Below are 17,664 nucleotides of genomic sequence, written 5' to 3' on the forward strand. Positions count from 1 at the left end.
TATCATGATGAACAGAAGATCGTTATTAAAAACAGGGTTGACGGGTTTGTCTGCTCTATATATATCAAGATCAAAAGCGGGCAAGTTATTGTCGTTACAGGGCGATAGCATGGCCGATAAGTTCAAGCCAACCTGGGCTTCGCTGGAGCAATACCAGGTGCCCGATTGGTTTCGCGATGCCAAGTTTGGTATATGGGCGCACTGGGGCCCGCAATGTCAGCCCGAGTATGGCGATTGGTATGCCCGTGGTATGTATGAGGAGGGGAGTGATCAGTATAAATACCATTGCCAAAAATACGGCCACCCATCTAAATTTGGCTTTAAGGATGTTATAAACGAGTGGAAAGCCGAGCGCTGGAATCCCGAGGAAACGCTAGAACTGTACAAGAATGCTGGCGCGAAATACTTCATCGCCTTAGCCAACCATCACGATAACTTTGATCTGTACAACAGCAAGCACCAGCGCTGGAATTCAACACGCATCGGCCCCGAAAAGGATCTGCTTAAGGGTTGGGCCAATGCCGCTAAAAGGCAGGGCTTACCATTTGGGGTGAGCGTACATGCCGCTCATGCCTGGCGCTGGCTCGAGGTAGCCCAACGTTCAGATAAAAATGGCCCCTACGCCGGTGTGCCTTATGACGGTAAAGCCACCATTGCTGATGGTAAAGGAAAATGGTGGGACGGCTTAGATCCGCAGGAATTGTATGCCCAGAACCACCCTTTAAGCAAGAATAGTTTAGACGGTGGCTCCATACACGGGCAATGGGATTGGCAAAATGGCGCCTATCCACCATCAAAAGCTTATTGCGATACGTTTTATAAGCGGATGATAGACCTGATAGATCAGTACGACCCGGAGCTGATGTACTTTGATGATACCGCCCTGCCGCTATGGCCCGTAAGTGATGTGGGCTTGCAGGTAACAGCTTATCTGTACAACAAAAGCCTTAAAAAGTATGGAAAAAACCGCGCGGCTGTTTTCGGTAAGATACTGGATGAGCAGCAGCGCAAGTGCATGATATGGGATATTGAACGCGGGCAAAGCAACAAGATAGAATCATTCCCGTGGCAAACCGATACCTGCATAGGCCAGTGGCATTATGACAGGCGGGTGTATGATGGTAATGGCTATAAAACGCCCAAAACGGTTATCCATACACTGGTTGATGTGGTGAGCAAAAACGGTAACCTGCTACTCAACGTTCCGCTTAGGGGCGATGGTAGTATGGACGAAAAGGAACGCGCCGTAGTTGATGGCATCACCGCCTGGATGAAGGTGAACAGCGAATGTATTTACGGTACCCGCCCCTGGAAGGTATACGGCGAAGGGCCCGCCATGGCATCTGCCGCGCCGTTGGCCGCGCAGGGTTTTAACGAGGGTAAAAATAAACCATACACCGCCGAAGATATCCGTTTTACCACCAAAGGCGATATCGTTTATGCTACGCTATTGGATTGGCCTGCTAACAACAAAAGCTTTATAAAAACAATGGGTAACGCGGGCAAGGTTACCAATGTGCTATTGCTGGGCAATAGCGCTAAGTTAACCTTTCAGCAAACTACGGATGGGCTGAGCGTTGAGCTGCCTGCCGAGAAGCCATGTAACGATGCCTATGTTTTAAAAATAACCGGAGCTGTTTAATAAGTATTTAAATAAATGAATATCAAATTTTTAAAGGTATCAGTATTGGTGGCTTTGGCCTTTGGTCAGCTAACTGTCTTTGGTCAGGCGGCTAAAAAAGGTAAAGGAGTGCCCGATACCCTGGCGAGGAATCCCATCATCAAAAATAAATACACTGCCGATCCGGCTGCTTTTGTGTATAAGGATAGCGTTTACCTGTATACCGGCCATGATGTGCCGCCGCTTGAAAAGAATTTTTACGAAATGCACGAGTGGCTTTGCTATTCATCGGCCGATATGGTGACCTGGAAAGAGCATCCATCGCCACTGAATGTAAAGGAGTTTAAGTGGGCCAGGGATGATGCCTGGGCATCGCAGGTAATTGAGCGTAACGGTAAGTTTTACTGGTACGTTGCGGTTGAGCATGGTACTATTCATGGTAAGGCCATAGGTGTTGCCGTGTCCGACAGTCCGACAGGGCCATTTAAGGATGCACGTAGTTCGGCGCTGATCACTAATGATATGACCAAGCAGACCGGCATCAGCTGGGATGATATCGATCCATCGGTAATTATTGATGACGATGGGCAGGCCTACCTGTTTTGGGGCAACACAGTTTGCTATTATGCCAAGCTGAAAGCCAACATGACGGAACTCGACGGCCCAATACAAGCCATAACCGGCCTGCCAAACTTTACCGAAGCACCCTGGATACACAAGCGCAAAGGCTGGTACTACCTGTCGTACGCCTATCAATTCCCCGAAAAAATAGCCTATGCCATGAGTAAAAGCATTAATGGCCCCTGGGAGTTTAAGGGTATTATAAACGAGGTGGCAGGCAATTCAAATACCAACCATCAGGCTATTATTGATTTTAAGGGCAAATCATATTTTATTTATCACAACGGTTCGTTGCCAACCAATGGCGGCAGTTACAGGCGTTCGGTTTGTATCGATCAGTTGTATTACAATGCCGATGGCACCATCAAAAAAATTATCATGACCACTGAGGGCATTAAGCCTGCTAAGTAATATTTTATGAGGAAGCGTTTGTGGTATATGCTGATAGTGGCCGGGAGTTTAGCCTTATCCTGCGGAGAGGTTACAGCTCAGGGCTTACAGGCTTTCCCGGTATCGCAGGTGCGCCTGTTGCCGGGGCCGTTCATGTCGGCACAGCAAACGGATCTGAAATATATATTGGAACTGGATGCCGACCGGTTATTAGCCCCATACCTGCGCGAAGCAGGGCTTACACCCAAAGCCAAAAGCTATACCAATTGGGAAGATACCGGGCTCGATGGGCACATAGGCGGGCATTACCTTTCGGCACTGGCTTATATGTATGCCTCAACCGGCGATAAGCAGGTGAAAGACAGGTTGAATTACATGATAACCCAGCTTGCACTATGCCAGCAAAAAGATGGCGACGGCTATATTGGCGGTGTGTCCGGCGGTAAAACCATGTGGGCACAGGTTGGGGCAGGAGATATTCAGGCCGATAACTTTTCGCTCAATAAAAAATGGGTGCCGCTATACAATATACATAAAACTTTTGCCGGGTTGATTGATGCTTACAAAGTTGGCGGTAATCAGCAGGCTAAAACCATATTGTTAAAATATGCCGATTGGGCTTACCGGCTTACCTCAAAGCTAAGCGACGCGCAGATACAACGCATGCTTACCAGCGAACACGGCGGCATGAACGAGGTATTTGCTGATGTTGCCGCCATAAGCGGCGATAAAAAATACCTGGAGTTGGCCCGCAAGTTCTCGCACAAAAAAATATTGAACCCGCTGCTGCACCACCAGGATTCGCTTACCGGGGTACATGCCAATACGCAAATACCTAAAGTGATAGGCTACATGCGTGTGGCCGAACTGGCACATGATAAGGCCTGGGCAGGCGCGGCTGATTATTTTTGGCATAATGTGGTAGATCATCGTACCATATCCATAGGTGGTAACAGCGTGAGCGAACACTTTAACCCGGTGAATGATTTTTCGGGGATGATAGAAACCCGCGAGGGGCCCGAAACCTGTAACTCGTATAACATGCTAAAGCTTACGGGGCATTTGTTTTTGTCAAAGCCCTCGGCAGCGTATATGGATTATTATGAGCGTACGTTATATAATCATATCCTATCCTCACAAAACCCTGATGGCGGCTTTGTTTACTTTACGCCGATAAGGCCGCAGCATTACAGGGTTTATTCAAGTGCGCAGCAAAGCTTTTGGTGCTGTGTGGGTAGCGGGCTGGAAAATCATGGTCGTTACGGCGAGTACATTTACGCGCACAGTGCAAATGATGTTTTTGTGAACCTGTTTATTCCATCAATCCTAAACTGGGCAAATAAAGGCATAAAGCTGGAGCAAAATACACGATTGCCTTATAGTGATGAATCAACCATCAAAATCACGTTAAACAAATCGCAAACATTCGCCTTGCATCTTCGCTATCCCTCATGGGTTCAGGTGGGCGCTATGCAGATTTGGGTAAACAATAAACCGGTAAAGGCAACTCGCAATGCCGACGGCTACATAGCCATCAACCAAAAATGGAAAACCGGCGATGTGGTAAGGGTAAAACTACCCATGCAAACCAAGGCCGAGGCGCTGCCCGATGGCTCTGATTGGGTATCGTTCATACATGGCCCGGTAGTGCTTGCCGCCGCTACAGATACCTCCGGGCAAACCGGGTTGTTTGCCGATGATAGTCGTATGGGGCACGTGGCCGGTGGGCCGCTTCGCCCGTTGAATGAAGCGCCGTTGATAGTAGCCGAAAAGGATAATATAGCCGCCGCCGTACAGCCGGTTAACGAAAGTAAGTTGGAATTTAAGGTTGATGGCATCGATCAGCCTCAGTATAAAAACCTGAAGCTGGTACCATTTTATACCCTTTACAATACCCGCTACATGTTGTACTGGCCGTACACCAATAAGGCCGGACTGGTGACCATGAAGGATAGCATCCGCAAGGCAGAGGATGCCAAACTGAAGCTGGATGCCATTACCGTTGACCGCCTCACCGCTGGAGAACAGCAACCCGAAAACGACCACGCCTTTAAAGGCGAACAAACCTGGGCGGGTACTTATAAAGACAGGCATTTCCGTACTTCAAGAGCTTGGTTCAGCTACATGCTTAAAAACCCGAACGCATCAGCAAAAACCTTAATAGTAACCTACAGCAAAGCCGATAACCGTGCCTTTGATGTAATTATTGATGGTGAAAAGATATCTGCTGCAAAGCTTAACGATGCCGATGGTAAAGGCTTTTACACCGCCGAGTATACCATCCCGGTAGGGGTGAAGAATAAAAAGACTTTTGAGCTGAAATTCCAGGCGCAGCAGGGTTCATCAACAGCGGATGTTTTTGAGGTAAGGCTTATCAAATAACCTTATGAAGCTGCTTGCGAAACCGTTTGCTATACTTGCCTTGCTTATGTTCTCCCTCGCGGGGATGGGGCAGGGTTTGAAGCAGGATATATCCGTTCACGATCCGGTTATTATTAAGCAGGATAGCGTGTATTACATCTTCTGCACGGGCAGTGGCATATCGGTGTGGTCGTCGGTTAATATGGTGGATTGGAAGCGTGAGAAACTCGTTTTTGCCGAAGCTCCTCAATGGGCGGTTGATACTATCCCCGGCTTTAAGGGGCATATATGGGCGCCCGATATATCATATCACAACGGGCTATATTACCTGTATTATTCGGTATCGGCATTCGGTAAAAATACATCGGCCATAGGCGTGGCTACCAATAAAACCCTGCATCCCGATAGCCCTGATTTTAAATGGGTAGATCACGGTCGGGTTATACAATCCTATCCCGGCAAAACCAACTGGAACGCTATCGACCCAAACCTGATCACGGATGATAAAGGTACGCCTTACCTCGTGTTCGGCTCCTTTTGGGGTGGCCTGAAAATGGTGAAACTAAATGCTGGCAGGCTGAGTGTAGCGGATGATATAACTAATATACCCACCTTAGCCAGCCGTAAAAAGGATGCATCGGCAAGTGGGGCTAATGCTATTGAGGCACCATTCATCTTTAAAAAGAATAAATATTACTACCTGTTTGCCTCGATAGATTATTGCTGCAAAGGCCCGGCAAGTAATTATAAGATGATAGTAGGGCGATCAAAAAATATAAAAGGCCCTTATGTAGATAAGCAGGGCATCGCCATGAGCAAGGGCGGCGGCAGCCTGATATTAAAACCGGATAGTAACTGGTATGGTGCCGGGCATAACGCGGTAGCAAGGCTTAACGGAACGGATTATTTGGTGTTTCACGGGTATGACGCGCGCGACAATGGCCGGCCGAAATTAAGGATATTAAAAATGCATTGGAAAAGCGGCTGGCCCGAACTGGCAAACTAAGTATCTTTGCTGTTACAATAGCGGCTTAATAATAGCTTAACAACCTAATATTAGCCGTTTATTGCACAATTTTGACCTATTTTAACACTCTTTTTTGATATGAACGGTAAAATAGTAGTTTTGACAATTATACCTTATATTGTACATTTAAAAACCATCCATTAAACCAGGTATATAACCCTTTACTCAAAAAATGAAAAGCGAAAACCACAACTCTTCATCACGCAGAGATATGATCAAAAAAGTGGCAGCCACCTCAGCAGCAGCCTTTGTTGGCCAAAGTTTATTGAACCGCGTATCAGCCGCCGAGGCACTACTCAGCGATGATCTGAAAGGCCGCATCAACCACTCGGTTTGCCGTTGGTGCTATGGCGATATCTCATTAGAGGATCTTTGCAAAGGCGCTAAAGCCATGGGCATTAAATCAATTGATTTGACCGGGCCCGAAGAATGGCCAACCCTTAAAAAATACGGGTTGGTTTGCGCGCTTACACAAGGCGCGGGCAAAGGCATTGCCGAAGGTTTTAACAACCCCAAACTGCACGATGAGCTGGTGAAAAGCTACGAGGAAGTGATACCTAAAGTGGCGGCAGCCGGTTTTAAGCAGATCATTTGCTTTTCGGGCAACCGTAATGGTATGGATGATGCCGAAGGACTAAAAAACTGCGCCGTTGGCCTTAAACGCCTGATGCCGATTGCCGAAAAACATAAGGTGGTAATGGTGATGGAACTGCTTAACAGTAAGGTTGATCACCACGATTATATGTGCGACCATACCAAATGGGGCGCAGCGCTGTGCGATGCCGTAGGTTCAGAACACTTTAAGCTACTGTACGATATTTACCACATGCAAATAATGGATGGCGACGTAATTGCTACCATCCGTAAGTACAATAAATACTTTTCGCACTACCATACCGGTGGTGTACCCGGCCGTAACGAGATTGACGAAAGCCAGGAACTATACTACCCGGCCATTATGAAAGCCATTGTTGATACCGGCTTTAAGGGCTTTGTAGCCCAGGAGTTTATCCCGAAAAGACCGGACAAGCTGGCCTCGTTAAAGCAGGGTGTTCAAATTTGCGATGTTTAATTAAAGGCCAAACCGCCATTCATAATAAACAAGGGTTTATGTTTAAAACTGTTTACCACAAAGTATTATCATTAGTACTTATAACCGGCTGTATATCGGCCGTTTTTTATGCCTGTAAAACGGTATCTCCGCAAAAAAGCAACAAAACACCACGTATATTGGTGTTCAGCAAAACCAAGGGCTGGTATCATACCTCTATCCCAAAAGGTATTGCCGCCCTGCAACAACTGGGTAAAACCAACGGCTTTATAGTTGATACCACCAAAAATGCCGATTATTTTGTTGAGGATAGCCTGAAAAACTACAGCGCCGTAGTGTTTTTGAGCACTACCATGAACGTGTTAAATGCCGATCAGCAAGTGGCATTTGAGCGTTATATTGAGGCCGGTGGTGGTTACGCCGGTATACATGCCGCTGCCGATACCGAGTACGATTGGCCCTGGTACAATAAACTGGTGGGCGCTTACTTTAGCAGCCACCCTAATAACCCTAATGTGCGTGCCGCTGCGATTGATGTGTTGGATACTACCCACATATCAACCAAAGGACTGCCAAAACGTTGGGAGCGTACCGACGAATGGTATAACTATAAAAATATTCAGCCTGATCTGAAAGTATTGGCCAATTTGGATGAGGACAGCTACGAGGGCGGTACCAACGGTGCCGAGCATCCTATAGCCTGGTACCATGAGTTTGATGGCGGTCGTGCATTTTACACCGGTGGCGGCCATACCGACGAAAGCTATAGTGAACCGCTGTTTTTACAACACGTTTTAGGTGGTATTAAATACGCTATTGGCAGCAATGCCCCGCTCGATTATTCAAAGGCTTACTCAGAGAAAAAGCCGGAGGATAACCGCTTCACCAAAACCCTGCTTTCAAACGATTTAAATGAGCCGATGGAACTGGCTGTAGCGCCTGATGGTCGCGTGTTCTTTATTGAGCGTGCGGGTAACTTTTACGTTTACACCCCTTCAGACAATAAAACCACGCTGGTATACAAATTTCCGGTTAAGGCGGTTGATGAGTATTTGAACGGTTTGTTGGGCATGACCATCGATCCGGATTTCGCTACAAACAACTTCTTGTACTTCTTCAACACCGCGCAAGCCGATGGTAAAACCAAGCAACATATTTCGCGCTTTGCTATCAGCAAGGATAACGTGTTGGATCTGAAATCGGAGAAAGTACTGATCGAGATACCTATCGAGCTGGAAGTGAGTGCCCACACCGGCGGTTCATTAGCTTGGGATAGAAACAAAAACCTGTTCATCTCTACAGGTGATAATACTGTGCCTTTTGAGTCAGAAGGTTATGCGCCGATAGATAAACGCCCTAACCGTGTCACTTTTGATGCGGAGCGTTCGGCAGGTAATACTAATGATTTGCGCGGAAAAATATTGCGTATTCACCCGGAGGCCGACGGTACCTACACTATCCCCGAGGGTAACCTGTTCCCGAAAGGTATGGCGAATACCCGCCCCGAAATTTATGTAATGGGCTGCCGTAATCCTTACCGTATGTCGGTTGATACGGCTACATCATACGTTTACTGGGGTGAGGTTGGCCCGGATGCAGGTAATGATGGCAAGCAAGGCCCGCGCGGTTATGATGAATTTAACCAGGCCCGCAAGCCGGGTAACTATGGCTGGCCATACTTTGTTGGCGACAGCAAACCATATAAGGATTATGATTTCGCTACAAAGGTGATCGGTAATAACTTTGACCCTAAAGCGCCTAAAAATACATCGCCATACAATACCGGTTTAAAGGATCTGCCGCCAACAACCAGCGCTATGGTTTGGTATCCGTACGCATCTTATTCAGAATTCCCGATGCTGGGGCAGGGTGGCCGTTGTGCTATGGGTGGCCCGGTTTTTCATTTTGATCCTAAAATTCAATCGGCCAATAAATTGCCTGAGTATTTTGATAAGGGTTGGTTTGTGTACGATTGGATGCGTAACTGGGTATTTATTATCCGTATGGATGAAAACCATAACTTTAAACGCATGGAGCGCTTTATGGAAACCAATGGCGATTTCCGTCGCCCGGTTGATATGGAGATCGGTCCTGATGGTTCTATCTACATGCTGGAGTATGGCTCAGTTTACGGTATCGACAACGTAGATGCCCGCCTGGTACGTATCGACTACAATGGTGGCAACCGCACGCCGTTCGCTAAGATCGACGTTAAGGATACCATCGGCATCGCGCCATATAAGGTGGCCTTCAATCAAAAAAGCTTTGACTATGATGATGAGGATAAGCTAACCTACGAATGGCGTTTTAATGGCGATCAGGTAGGTTCAACCGAGCTTAACCCTACTTTTACCTTCACCAAAAACGGTACTTACAATGTAACCCTTAAAGTTACCGACAATGCAGGTAAAAGCAGCATGGATACCGTAAAGGTTGTGGTAGGTAATACTACGCCGCAGGTAGCCATCAGCACTGATAAAAACGGCACCTTCTTTACCCCTCAAACGCAAACCCTAAAATACAAGGTTGATGTTAAGGATAGCGAGGATAAAACCATCGACCCTAAACAAGTGCGTGTGGTGCTGAACTACATTGCCAAGGTACAAAGCAATAAATCGTTGATTGGCCACCAGGCTTTAACGCCAACTTACAACTACGGTAAGGAGCTGATAGCGAATAGCGATTGTAAGGCTTGTCACCAGGTGAATGCAAAATCGGTAGGGCCGTCATTTGTTGAGGTGGCTAAACGCTACGCCAATGACAAGAGCGCGGTTGATAAACTGGCCGATAAGGTTATTAAAGGTGGTGGCGGTAATTGGGGCGAGCACTCTATGGCCGCTCACCCGCAAATATCAAAACCTAACGCGCAGGAGATAGTAAAATACATACTGACGCTGAATACCCAAAAAGAGGATGTGATACTACCATCGCAAGGTACCATTACGCTGAAAGATCACCTTAAAAATCCGTTTGAGGGCCGTTATATACTTTCTGCCGCCTATACCGATAAAGGCGCTACTGATGCACCTAAATTAACAGGCGGATCAAGCCTTATCTTCAGGCCATCAAAAGTTCAGGCTGGTGATGCTGATGAGCATTACAACATGAGCATTCAGGACAAAAAGGTAGGCGAGGTACATAACAAGGCATTCCTGGTGTTTAAGGATATTGACCTGAAAGGCATCAATGAACTTACTTACCGCTACTCATCACTAAACCGCGCGGGCGCTATTGAAGTGCACGTAGGTTCGGTAAAAGGACAGCTGATAAGCACGCTCAACTTTACTCCGACCGGTGAGTGGAACAAGTACGCCGAGCTAAGCGCCCCGATAACCGACCCGGGAGGCCGCCATGATCTGTACTTTGTATTTGTTAAAAAGGACAAACCAAACCAACACTTAATTAGTGTGGATTGGATAAACTTCGGCAGTAAATAAACAGACCGCCATATAAACGAAAAGGCCTGAGTTGATAAAACTCAGGCCTTTTTTGTTTAATAAACAGATGCTTACTTAGCAGCCTTTTCCGCAGGGATAAATTCATCCATCACCGCCTGGCGTATCAGCTTGGGTGGCAGCAAACCCTGCGACAGGATGAAATCGTGGAAACGTAATGCGCTGAACTTGTTGCCTAACGCTTTTTTGGTATCCTTACGTAATTGTATCATCTTGGTAAAGCCATAAAAATAACTGTTGGCCTGGCCGGGGGCGCGGTTGGTGTAGCGCTCCACCTCCTGTTGCGCAAAGGCGTGCGATTGTACAACATCTTTCATCAACACATCCAAAGCTTGTTGCTGGGTAACCTTACCGGCTTGCAGTTCCGGATCGAGGAAGGCACGGGCGGCACGCAGCAGGCGGTAATCTAACGATACCAGTTGCCCTTCCAGCGGCATGTAAGGTTTGGTGATGTATTCGGCATACAAACCCCAACCCTCGGCATTGGTAGAGTTAAAGGCATACAATGAACGCGCGGTTGATACACCTTCTTCCACCATCTTATCAAACTGTAATTCGTGGCCGGGGCGGGCTTCGTGGGCAACCAGCGTCCATGATGCGGCATCAAAAGTAAAATCATCATACTTATCAGCCTTTTCGCCCGGTTTTGGCGGCATGTTAAGCGGCAGCACAAACACACCGCGCTGGCCGGTATTATTAAGGAATGGCGGCGGTTGCATGTAAGGAGCCGGGCGTTGTGCCGTTTCGGCCTCAGTAGCCAGGCGGATTATGGCCGGGCGGTTAGGCAGGGTAACCAATTGCTGCTTGCGGATGATATCCTCAACACCGGCAAGCGTACGTTTGTACAGCGGCATTATCGAATCGCCATGCACCTGTGCTTTTTTCAACTCGCGCATTACATCACGGTAATCGGTTGATGGCAGGTTGCGGTTCTTAGCTACCTGTACGGCAATGTCCTTCATTTGGTTCTGTATATCCGTAAAGGCGGTGTGGGCCATTTTGGCAACCTCGGCAGGAGGAATGTCAATACCATAACCCTCCAGTTCCATAGCATATTCCTCGGCAGGTAAGCGGAAATCGGTACGGGCTTTAGGGAGTATGGTGGTTTTGGTCCATTCGTCAAAAGCAAGAAGTTGTTTTTTGAGCAGGTTGTACGGTTCTTCCCAGCCTTTCAGCTCATATTTTTTACATAGCTCGGCAATACCCTCAACCACACTCGCGTTACGCGACAGATCAGTTTCCATCTGTTGCTTGTCCGGGTAGATCATGTTCGGCTTGGCCATTTGCTGCTGCGCGCGCTCCTTCAAAATATCAACCAGCGGGCGATAGCCTTTCTCCAATCCGGCATATTTGCGCAGTCTTGCCACCGCTGCCGCATGGCGCGAAGCCTCTGTTTGTTCGTCAAGCAAAGCCTCTAAACCACCGTAAACCGAGGTTGTTGGGTTGTAAAACGGCACCTTACGGCCACGACTAAAATCCTGCTGACGGAAACCCAGCTTAAGGTGATCTATCAGTATTTGCAGATCCTGCTGTACATGTATCTCCTTTTCGGTTTGCAGGGCTTTGGTGTAGGTATTTACCAGGGCTTCTTCCTCTTTACGCTCGGCAATATCATTAACCAGGGTAGGGGTGCTGATCAGTGTATCATACTCCGCCAAACCCTGCGACGAACCATACTCCGGCGAGTACTTTTTATCCAGCTCGATCAGCATCTGCGTATACTTGTCAGATGTTTTTACCCAGTCTTTATTATGCTGAGCTTGACATTGTGCTACAACAGCATGTGTGGTTATAAATATTATACTAAGTAGGTATTTTTTTACAGACGAGAATGAAATGATGTATCTTATATTCATTATAAAGTAGATTGTAATATTGATTAGAATATTACGCTTTGTTGATGTTACAAATGAAATGATTTTGCCAGATATGATACCAGGAAAAACATTAATTCGGAATAGTATTATTTGTCAATCTGTTTACCAAAATATTTATGTTTTGATTAGTTGAAGTAAATACATAAAGCGGTAGATTATCTGCGGTTTCATCAGCGCTTTTTAGCTCATGAAATCCAAAACCTTTTATTAACGCTTTACCCTCTTTTGAATAGCCAAAAGCACATAGTTTTACATCATCCGCCAAATTTCCTTCATTTACCCATTTCCTTAATGCTTCCCTTAACAATGTTTTTATAGCGTCGGTTTTTCGGTATTTCTTCTGAACAACAATATTTGTGATATACCAGTAAGGGCGTTGTTCGGTAGAATCCTTACCAATAATGGATTGCCTTTTAAGTTCCCTTTCGCGCCTGCGTCCCGATGATATTTGCTTAAAGGTGGCTTCCTTTATCGGCCACATTGAAAAATAGCCAACTATATTAGAGTTTCGGCATAAAATAAATATTCCGGCAGGGTAGCATTTCCACCATGACAATACTGTGTTGTAATCAACATTATCCTCTTGATACAAATCCTGGCTAATACGCCATATTGATCTAAGTTCAGCCTCGTTTTGTACGTAATGATATACCCATTCTTCGGATGGTGATTGTATGGCATTAATGCAATCTTGTAAGTATGCAGCTCCGTTATTGTATCTTTTGAATTTCAAGAAAAATATCAACCCACAAATTGCAAGTGCTGCCATTATAGCAAAAGCCAATATTGCTTGTGTTTTATTTTGAATAGATAATAGTCCGGCGATGCCAGAAACAACAGATAAGCTTGTAGAAAGAAAGGTAAGGTATTTTAATGCTCTCTTATTCATTTTAATTGCGAAAAGGTGCATTAAATTTAATAATAAAGTTGATGATAATCAACAAATTACTACTTGCAAAAAAAGCCACCCAAAGGTGACTTCTGTATATTATAAAATGAGTGGTTTTAATCTCTCTCTAAACTGTTGTCATTTCGAACGAGGTACGAGGAGAAATCTGTCGCTTACTTATAAACGCTGTTAGATTCCTCTCTATCGTTCGGAATGACAAGGAATTATTTTAGTTCTTTAACTCCCCCTTCAGGGGGCTGGGGGGCTTACACATTAAACCTAAAGTGCATAATATCGCCATCCTCAACTATATAAGTTTTGCCTTCAACAGATAGCTTGCCGGCTTCTTTACAGGCGGCTTCTGAACCGTAGTGCACAAAATCCTTATACTTGATAACCTCGGCGCGGATAAAGCCTTTCTCAAAATCGGTATGGATAACACCTGCTGCTTGCGGGGCGGTAAAGCCCTGGGTGATGGTCCACGCGCGAACTTCCTGCACACCGGCGGTAAAGTAGGTAGCCAGGTTCAGCAACTTATAAGCGGCTTTTATCAGCTTGTTAACGCCCGATTCGGCAAGACCAAGATCTTCCAGAAACATCTCGCGCTCCTCGTAAGTTTCCAGCTGTGCTATTTCTGATTCTATCTGGGCAGATATGATCAGTACCTCGGCGTTTTCTTCCTTAACCGCTTCGCGTACAGCCTCAACATAAGCGTTACCGGTATTTACTTCGGCTTCGCCAACGTTACAAACATACATTACCGGTTTTGCGGTAAGCAGCCATATATCAGCAATATGCTCTTTATCTTCTTCCTCAACAGGCGCGGTACGTGCCGATTTACCGGCAAGCAGGTGGTTTTTGTAGGTGGTTAATACCTCAAAGGCTTTTTTAGCTTCCTTGTCGTTACCAACCTTGGCGGCCTTTTCTATCTTTTGTATCTTTTTCTCTATCGAGTCCAGATCCTTTAGTTGCAATTCGGTATCGATGATCTCCTTGTCGCGGATAGGGTCAACCGAGCCGTCAACGTGAATAACGTTATCGTTATCAAAGCAACGCAATACGTGGATGATAGCGTTGGTAGCGCGAATGTTAGCCAAAAACTGGTTGCCCAAACCCTCGCCTTTGCTGGCACCTTTTACAAGGCCCGCAATGTCAACGATCTCGATAACGTTGGGCACCACGTTTTTAGGATTTACCAGTTCGGTAAGTTTGGTCAGGCGCTCATCGGGCACCGTAATTACACCCACATTGGGCTCAATAGTACAAAACGGAAAGTTGGCAGCCTGCGCCTTCGCGTTTGATAAGCAATTAAAAAGTGTTGACTTGCCCACATTCGGCAAACCTACTATACCACATTGTAAACCCATTTGTTTCTAAAAGTCCATAGTCGATAGCCAATGGTCCATAGCCTGGTTAAGTGTACTGTTTGCCATCGACAATGGTCTATGGGCTATGGACTTGAAAACGCCGCAAAGATAACACAAAAAAATTCCTGTATTTTGAAAAAATAAACGACTTTTGCCAGCAGAAAATCAGGTTTATAACAATGTAAAAAATAGGGCTTATGGAAGAAATGGTTGAACAGGTAGAACTAATACTGGAGCAGGAGGACGATGCGGCGCTTCAGGAGTACTTGAACAACCTGAATATATCAGATGTGGAACAGCTGATAGACGAACTCCCTGAGCATGGCCCTAAATTCATCGAGATACTCTCTGTAAACCGCGCGGTAAACGTTTTCAGGATACTGGACTTCCGCAAGCAGGAGCGTATAATCAAGAAAATTTCAGGAGGCAAGGTAGCCGAAATTATTAACGGCCTGCCGCCGGATGACCGTACAGCGCTATTTAGCGAGCTGCATGGTGATGCCGTGGCCAAACTGATATTACACCTGCCGCCTGCCGACCGCAGAGAAGCATTATCCCTGTTAGGTTATGAGGAGGATAGTGTTGGCCGTTTGATGACGCCCGACTACATCGCCGTAAAAAAGACCTGGGATGTTAACCGGGTACTATCGCACATACGCCGTTTTGGTAAAAACTCCGAAACCATTGATGTTATTTACGTGGTTGATGATAACCGCGTACTGTTGGATGATATTCGTATACGCGAGATACTGCTGGTAAAACCCGAAACCAGCGTAAGCGACCTGATGGATGGCCGGTTGATTGCCCTCCACGCAGCCGACCCGCAGGAGGAAGCCATTAACACCTTCAGGATGAATAACCGTGTGGCGCTGCCCGTGGTTGATGATGAAAATGTGTTGCTGGGTATAGTTACGGTGGATGATATCCTTTGGATAGCCAACGAAGAATATACCGAGGATATACAAAAAATTGGTGGTACCGAAGCGCTGGACGAGCCTTACCTGGATGTATCATTATTCACCCTTGTTAAAAAGCGTGTGGGCTGGTTGGTGATACTATTTTTAGGTGAGATGCTTACCGCTACCGCGATGGGCTTTTTTGAAAAGGAAATTGAAAAGGCGGTGATATTGGCGCTGTTTATTCCGCTTATTATATCAAGCGGTGGTAATAGTGGTTCGCAGGCATCAACATTAATTATACAGGCGATGGCTTTGGGCGAGGTTACCCTGAGCGATTGGTGGCGCGTTATGCGCCGCGAAATAATGGCCGGCCTGATGCTGGGTTTTGTATTGGGTTGCATAGGCTTTTTGAGGATATACGTGTGGTCGTTATTTTCGGATATATATGGCCCGCATTGGTTTTTGGTGGGACTGACCGTAGGTATAACACTGATAGGAGTAGTACTATGGGGCTCACTAAGCGGATCAATGCTACCCATACTGCTCAAACGTTTAGGTGCCGACCCTGCCACATCATCCGCGCCATTTGTGGCTACATTGGTTGATGTTACCGGCTTGGTGATCTACTTCTCGATAGCTGTACTGCTGCTGCGAGGGATAATGCTTTAAGCTAATTACTCAATCTTCTTTTTCTCGATACGTTTACGCATGCGGCTTAACGATGGGTTGGTTATACCCAGGTATGATGATATGTGGTAAGCCGGGATACGCTCAATAATATGCGGATGCTCATCCAGTAAGCGGAGATAGCGCTGCTCGTGCGAGAAAAAGATAAATTCTTCGGTACGGGTTTGGGCTATGGAGAAGAAAGATTCGGCCAGTATGCGGCCAAACTTAGCCCAGTTGGGGTGGGTGTCGTACAAGTCATTCAGATCCTTATGCGAGATAAAGAATATCTCCGAATCCTCCATCGCTTCAATAAAATACCAGCAGGCCGTTTGCGAAATAAAACTCCGGAATGAAACCACAAACTGATTTTCGGAAAAGAAAAAGATGTTCTTCTCCTCGTTAGTTTCCGGGTTGCGGTAATATATGCGGAAGATGCCCTTTACCACCAAACCCAGATCCTTGCATACCATGCTTTGCATATTAAAATAATCGCCCTTGTTTATTTTTCGCGCTTTCCAAAAGGGTTGGCTGTCAATAATATCCTTATCATTTAGCGGGGCAAATGTTTGTAGATGTTGAAATACAACATCGTTCTTATCGGTCATGTTAAGCATTTTGGTGGTTCTGTAAAGCGGTGTATGTTACAAATTTCAGCATTATGGGTCTGCCAAAATTTAACTTAAGTTAATAAAATACAGGTTGCTAAAGTAAGTTGCCACACTTTAGTATCAATATGGTAACTGCAATGCTAATGTCAGCTTTTGTTTGTATTTTAACTTAAGTGAAAAACGGGTACTGTGATAAGGCGGATTTTTGAACCAACATAAATATTTAAGAATCATGACAGCAAGTACACAACCTAACACAACAGTAGCAGGAAGCGCTGTTGCCACCTCCACATCGTTACGTAATCTTTATTTTACGCGTGCCGCATTCTCCATAGTATGGGTTATTTTGATGGCCGTAGTTGGCAAAGCCCGAACGGATATTGCCGAAATTCTACTCATAATTTATCCGGCCTGGGATGTTGTAGGTACCTTTTTAGATATGCGTGCCAATCCCAACACATCATCAAAAACTACACAATTTGTAAATGCGGCAATCAGCACCATAACTACCATAGCGGTAATATTTGCCCTGCAAAAAGGCGTGCCCGAAACATTGATAGTATTTGGCACCTGGGCAATAGGCACGGGTTTGATACAGCTGATATTAGGCATACGCCGCAAAAGATATTTAACCGGCCAATGGCCCATGATCATCAGCGGGGCGCAATCAACACTGGCCGGTACCTCGTTCATCCTGTTGGCGCACGATCCAACCAAGGGAATAACCAGCCTGGCAGGCTACGCCGCTTTTGGCGCATTCTACTACCTGTTGGCAGCATTCAGGCTGAACAAAACTGCTAAAGTTGTTGCTGCGTAAGAAGCCTAAAAC

At 46.1% G+C, this 17,664-nt stretch carries 12 protein-coding genes; 8 read left to right on the forward strand and 4 right to left on the reverse strand.

The features are described 5' to 3' along the window. Positions 1-4 precede the first annotated feature (4 nt). The 6 genes from IM792_RS08470 (at position 5) to IM792_RS08495 (ending at position 10,508) form a co-directional block, all read left to right on the forward strand. Complete coding sequence (locus IM792_RS08470; RefSeq protein ID WP_228084988.1) at positions 5-1,642, forward strand: alpha-L-fucosidase; 1,638 nt, start codon at positions 5-7, stop codon at positions 1,640-1,642. A 15-nt stretch (positions 1,643-1,657) separates the two neighbouring features. Beyond that, a complete protein-coding gene (locus IM792_RS08475) occupies positions 1,658-2,653 on the forward strand; it encodes a glycoside hydrolase family 43 protein (RefSeq protein ID WP_194101389.1) in 996 nt (331 codons plus the stop codon). Positions 2,654-2,659: 6 nt separating this feature from the next. Next, a complete protein-coding gene (locus IM792_RS08480; RefSeq protein ID WP_194101390.1) occupies positions 2,660-5,014 on the forward strand; it encodes a glycoside hydrolase family 127 protein in 2,355 nt (784 codons plus the stop codon). Positions 5,015-5,018: 4 nt separating this feature from the next. After that, positions 5,019-5,999: an arabinan endo-1,5-alpha-L-arabinosidase gene (locus tag IM792_RS08485; RefSeq protein WP_194101391.1), complete on the forward strand. Its 981-nt coding sequence runs from the start codon at positions 5,019-5,021 to the stop codon at positions 5,997-5,999. Between the two features lie 193 nt (positions 6,000-6,192). Beyond that, positions 6,193-7,092 carry a TIM barrel protein gene (locus IM792_RS08490; RefSeq protein WP_194101392.1) on the forward strand — a complete coding sequence of 300 codons (900 nt, stop codon included), beginning with the start codon at positions 6,193-6,195 and terminating at the stop codon, positions 7,090-7,092. 38 nt (positions 7,093-7,130) lie between these two features. After that, the gene (locus IM792_RS08495) at positions 7,131-10,508 is read left to right on the forward strand and encodes a ThuA domain-containing protein (protein WP_194101393.1); all 3,378 of its coding nucleotides are present in this window, start codon (positions 7,131-7,133) and stop codon (positions 10,506-10,508) included. A 71-nt stretch (positions 10,509-10,579) separates the two neighbouring features. Here IM792_RS08495 and IM792_RS08500 read toward each other — a convergent pair whose 3' ends face one another. The 3 genes from IM792_RS08500 to ychF all read right to left on the reverse strand — a co-directional run bounded on the left by IM792_RS08500 (position 10,580) and on the right by ychF (position 14,659). Beyond that, a complete protein-coding gene (locus IM792_RS08500; protein WP_194101394.1) occupies positions 10,580-12,382 on the reverse strand; it encodes a DUF885 domain-containing protein in 1,803 nt (600 codons plus the stop codon). A 91-nt stretch (positions 12,383-12,473) separates the two neighbouring features. Next, positions 12,474-13,292: a GNAT family N-acetyltransferase gene (locus IM792_RS08505; RefSeq protein ID WP_194101395.1), complete on the reverse strand. Its 819-nt coding sequence runs from the start codon at positions 13,290-13,292 to the stop codon at positions 12,474-12,476. A gap of 266 nt (positions 13,293-13,558) precedes the next feature. Then, on the reverse strand, positions 13,559-14,659 hold the full coding sequence (gene ychF, locus IM792_RS08510; protein WP_194101396.1) for a redox-regulated ATPase YchF: 1,101 nt from the start codon (positions 14,657-14,659) through the stop codon (positions 13,559-13,561). A 197-nt stretch (positions 14,660-14,856) separates the two neighbouring features. Here ychF and mgtE point away from each other — a divergent pair, with 197 nt between their 5' ends. Next, positions 14,857-16,227, forward strand: coding sequence for a magnesium transporter (gene mgtE, locus IM792_RS08515; protein ID WP_194101397.1), 1,371 nt, complete (start codon positions 14,857-14,859; stop codon positions 16,225-16,227). 5 nt (positions 16,228-16,232) lie between these two features. Here mgtE and IM792_RS08520 read toward each other — a convergent pair whose 3' ends face one another. Beyond that, complete coding sequence (locus IM792_RS08520) at positions 16,233-16,832, reverse strand: Crp/Fnr family transcriptional regulator (protein ID WP_194101398.1); 600 nt, start codon at positions 16,830-16,832, stop codon at positions 16,233-16,235. 235 nt (positions 16,833-17,067) lie between these two features. Here IM792_RS08520 and IM792_RS08525 point away from each other — a divergent pair, with 235 nt between their 5' ends. Next, positions 17,068-17,652, forward strand: a complete 585-nt coding sequence (locus IM792_RS08525; RefSeq protein WP_194101399.1) for a hypothetical protein — start codon at positions 17,068-17,070, stop codon at positions 17,650-17,652. Positions 17,653-17,664: the final 12 nt, after the last annotated feature.

The sequence above is a fragment of the Mucilaginibacter sp. JRF genome, from assembly GCF_015223065.1.
In the GTDB taxonomy this organism is placed as follows: Bacteria; Bacteroidota; Bacteroidia; order Sphingobacteriales; family Sphingobacteriaceae; genus Mucilaginibacter.

What these genes read in the sequence shown, in the direction of transcription:
- IM792_RS08470 (WP_228084988.1), top strand. Translation starts at nt 5, where the DNA reads ATGATGAACAGAAGATCGTTATTAAAAACAGGGTTGACGGGTTTGTCT.
- IM792_RS08475 (WP_194101389.1), top strand. Translation starts at nt 1,658, where the DNA reads ATGAATATCAAATTTTTAAAGGTATCAGTATTGGTGGCTTTGGCCTTT.
- IM792_RS08480 (WP_194101390.1), top strand. Translation starts at nt 2,660, where the DNA reads ATGAGGAAGCGTTTGTGGTATATGCTGATAGTGGCCGGGAGTTTAGCC.
- IM792_RS08485 (WP_194101391.1), top strand. Translation starts at nt 5,019, where the DNA reads ATGAAGCTGCTTGCGAAACCGTTTGCTATACTTGCCTTGCTTATGTTC.
- IM792_RS08490 (WP_194101392.1), top strand. Translation starts at nt 6,193, where the DNA reads ATGAAAAGCGAAAACCACAACTCTTCATCACGCAGAGATATGATCAAA.
- IM792_RS08495 (WP_194101393.1), top strand. Translation starts at nt 7,131, where the DNA reads ATGTTTAAAACTGTTTACCACAAAGTATTATCATTAGTACTTATAACC.
- IM792_RS08500 (WP_194101394.1), bottom strand. Translation starts at nt 12,382, where the DNA reads ATGAATATAAGATACATCATTTCATTCTCGTCTGTAAAAAAATACCTA.
- IM792_RS08505 (WP_194101395.1), bottom strand. Translation starts at nt 13,292, where the DNA reads ATGAATAAGAGAGCATTAAAATACCTTACCTTTCTTTCTACAAGCTTA.
- ychF (WP_194101396.1), bottom strand. Translation starts at nt 14,659, where the DNA reads ATGGGTTTACAATGTGGTATAGTAGGTTTGCCGAATGTGGGCAAGTCA.
- mgtE (WP_194101397.1), top strand. Translation starts at nt 14,857, where the DNA reads ATGGAAGAAATGGTTGAACAGGTAGAACTAATACTGGAGCAGGAGGAC.
- IM792_RS08520 (WP_194101398.1), bottom strand. Translation starts at nt 16,832, where the DNA reads ATGACCGATAAGAACGATGTTGTATTTCAACATCTACAAACATTTGCC.
- IM792_RS08525 (WP_194101399.1), top strand. Translation starts at nt 17,068, where the DNA reads ATGACAGCAAGTACACAACCTAACACAACAGTAGCAGGAAGCGCTGTT.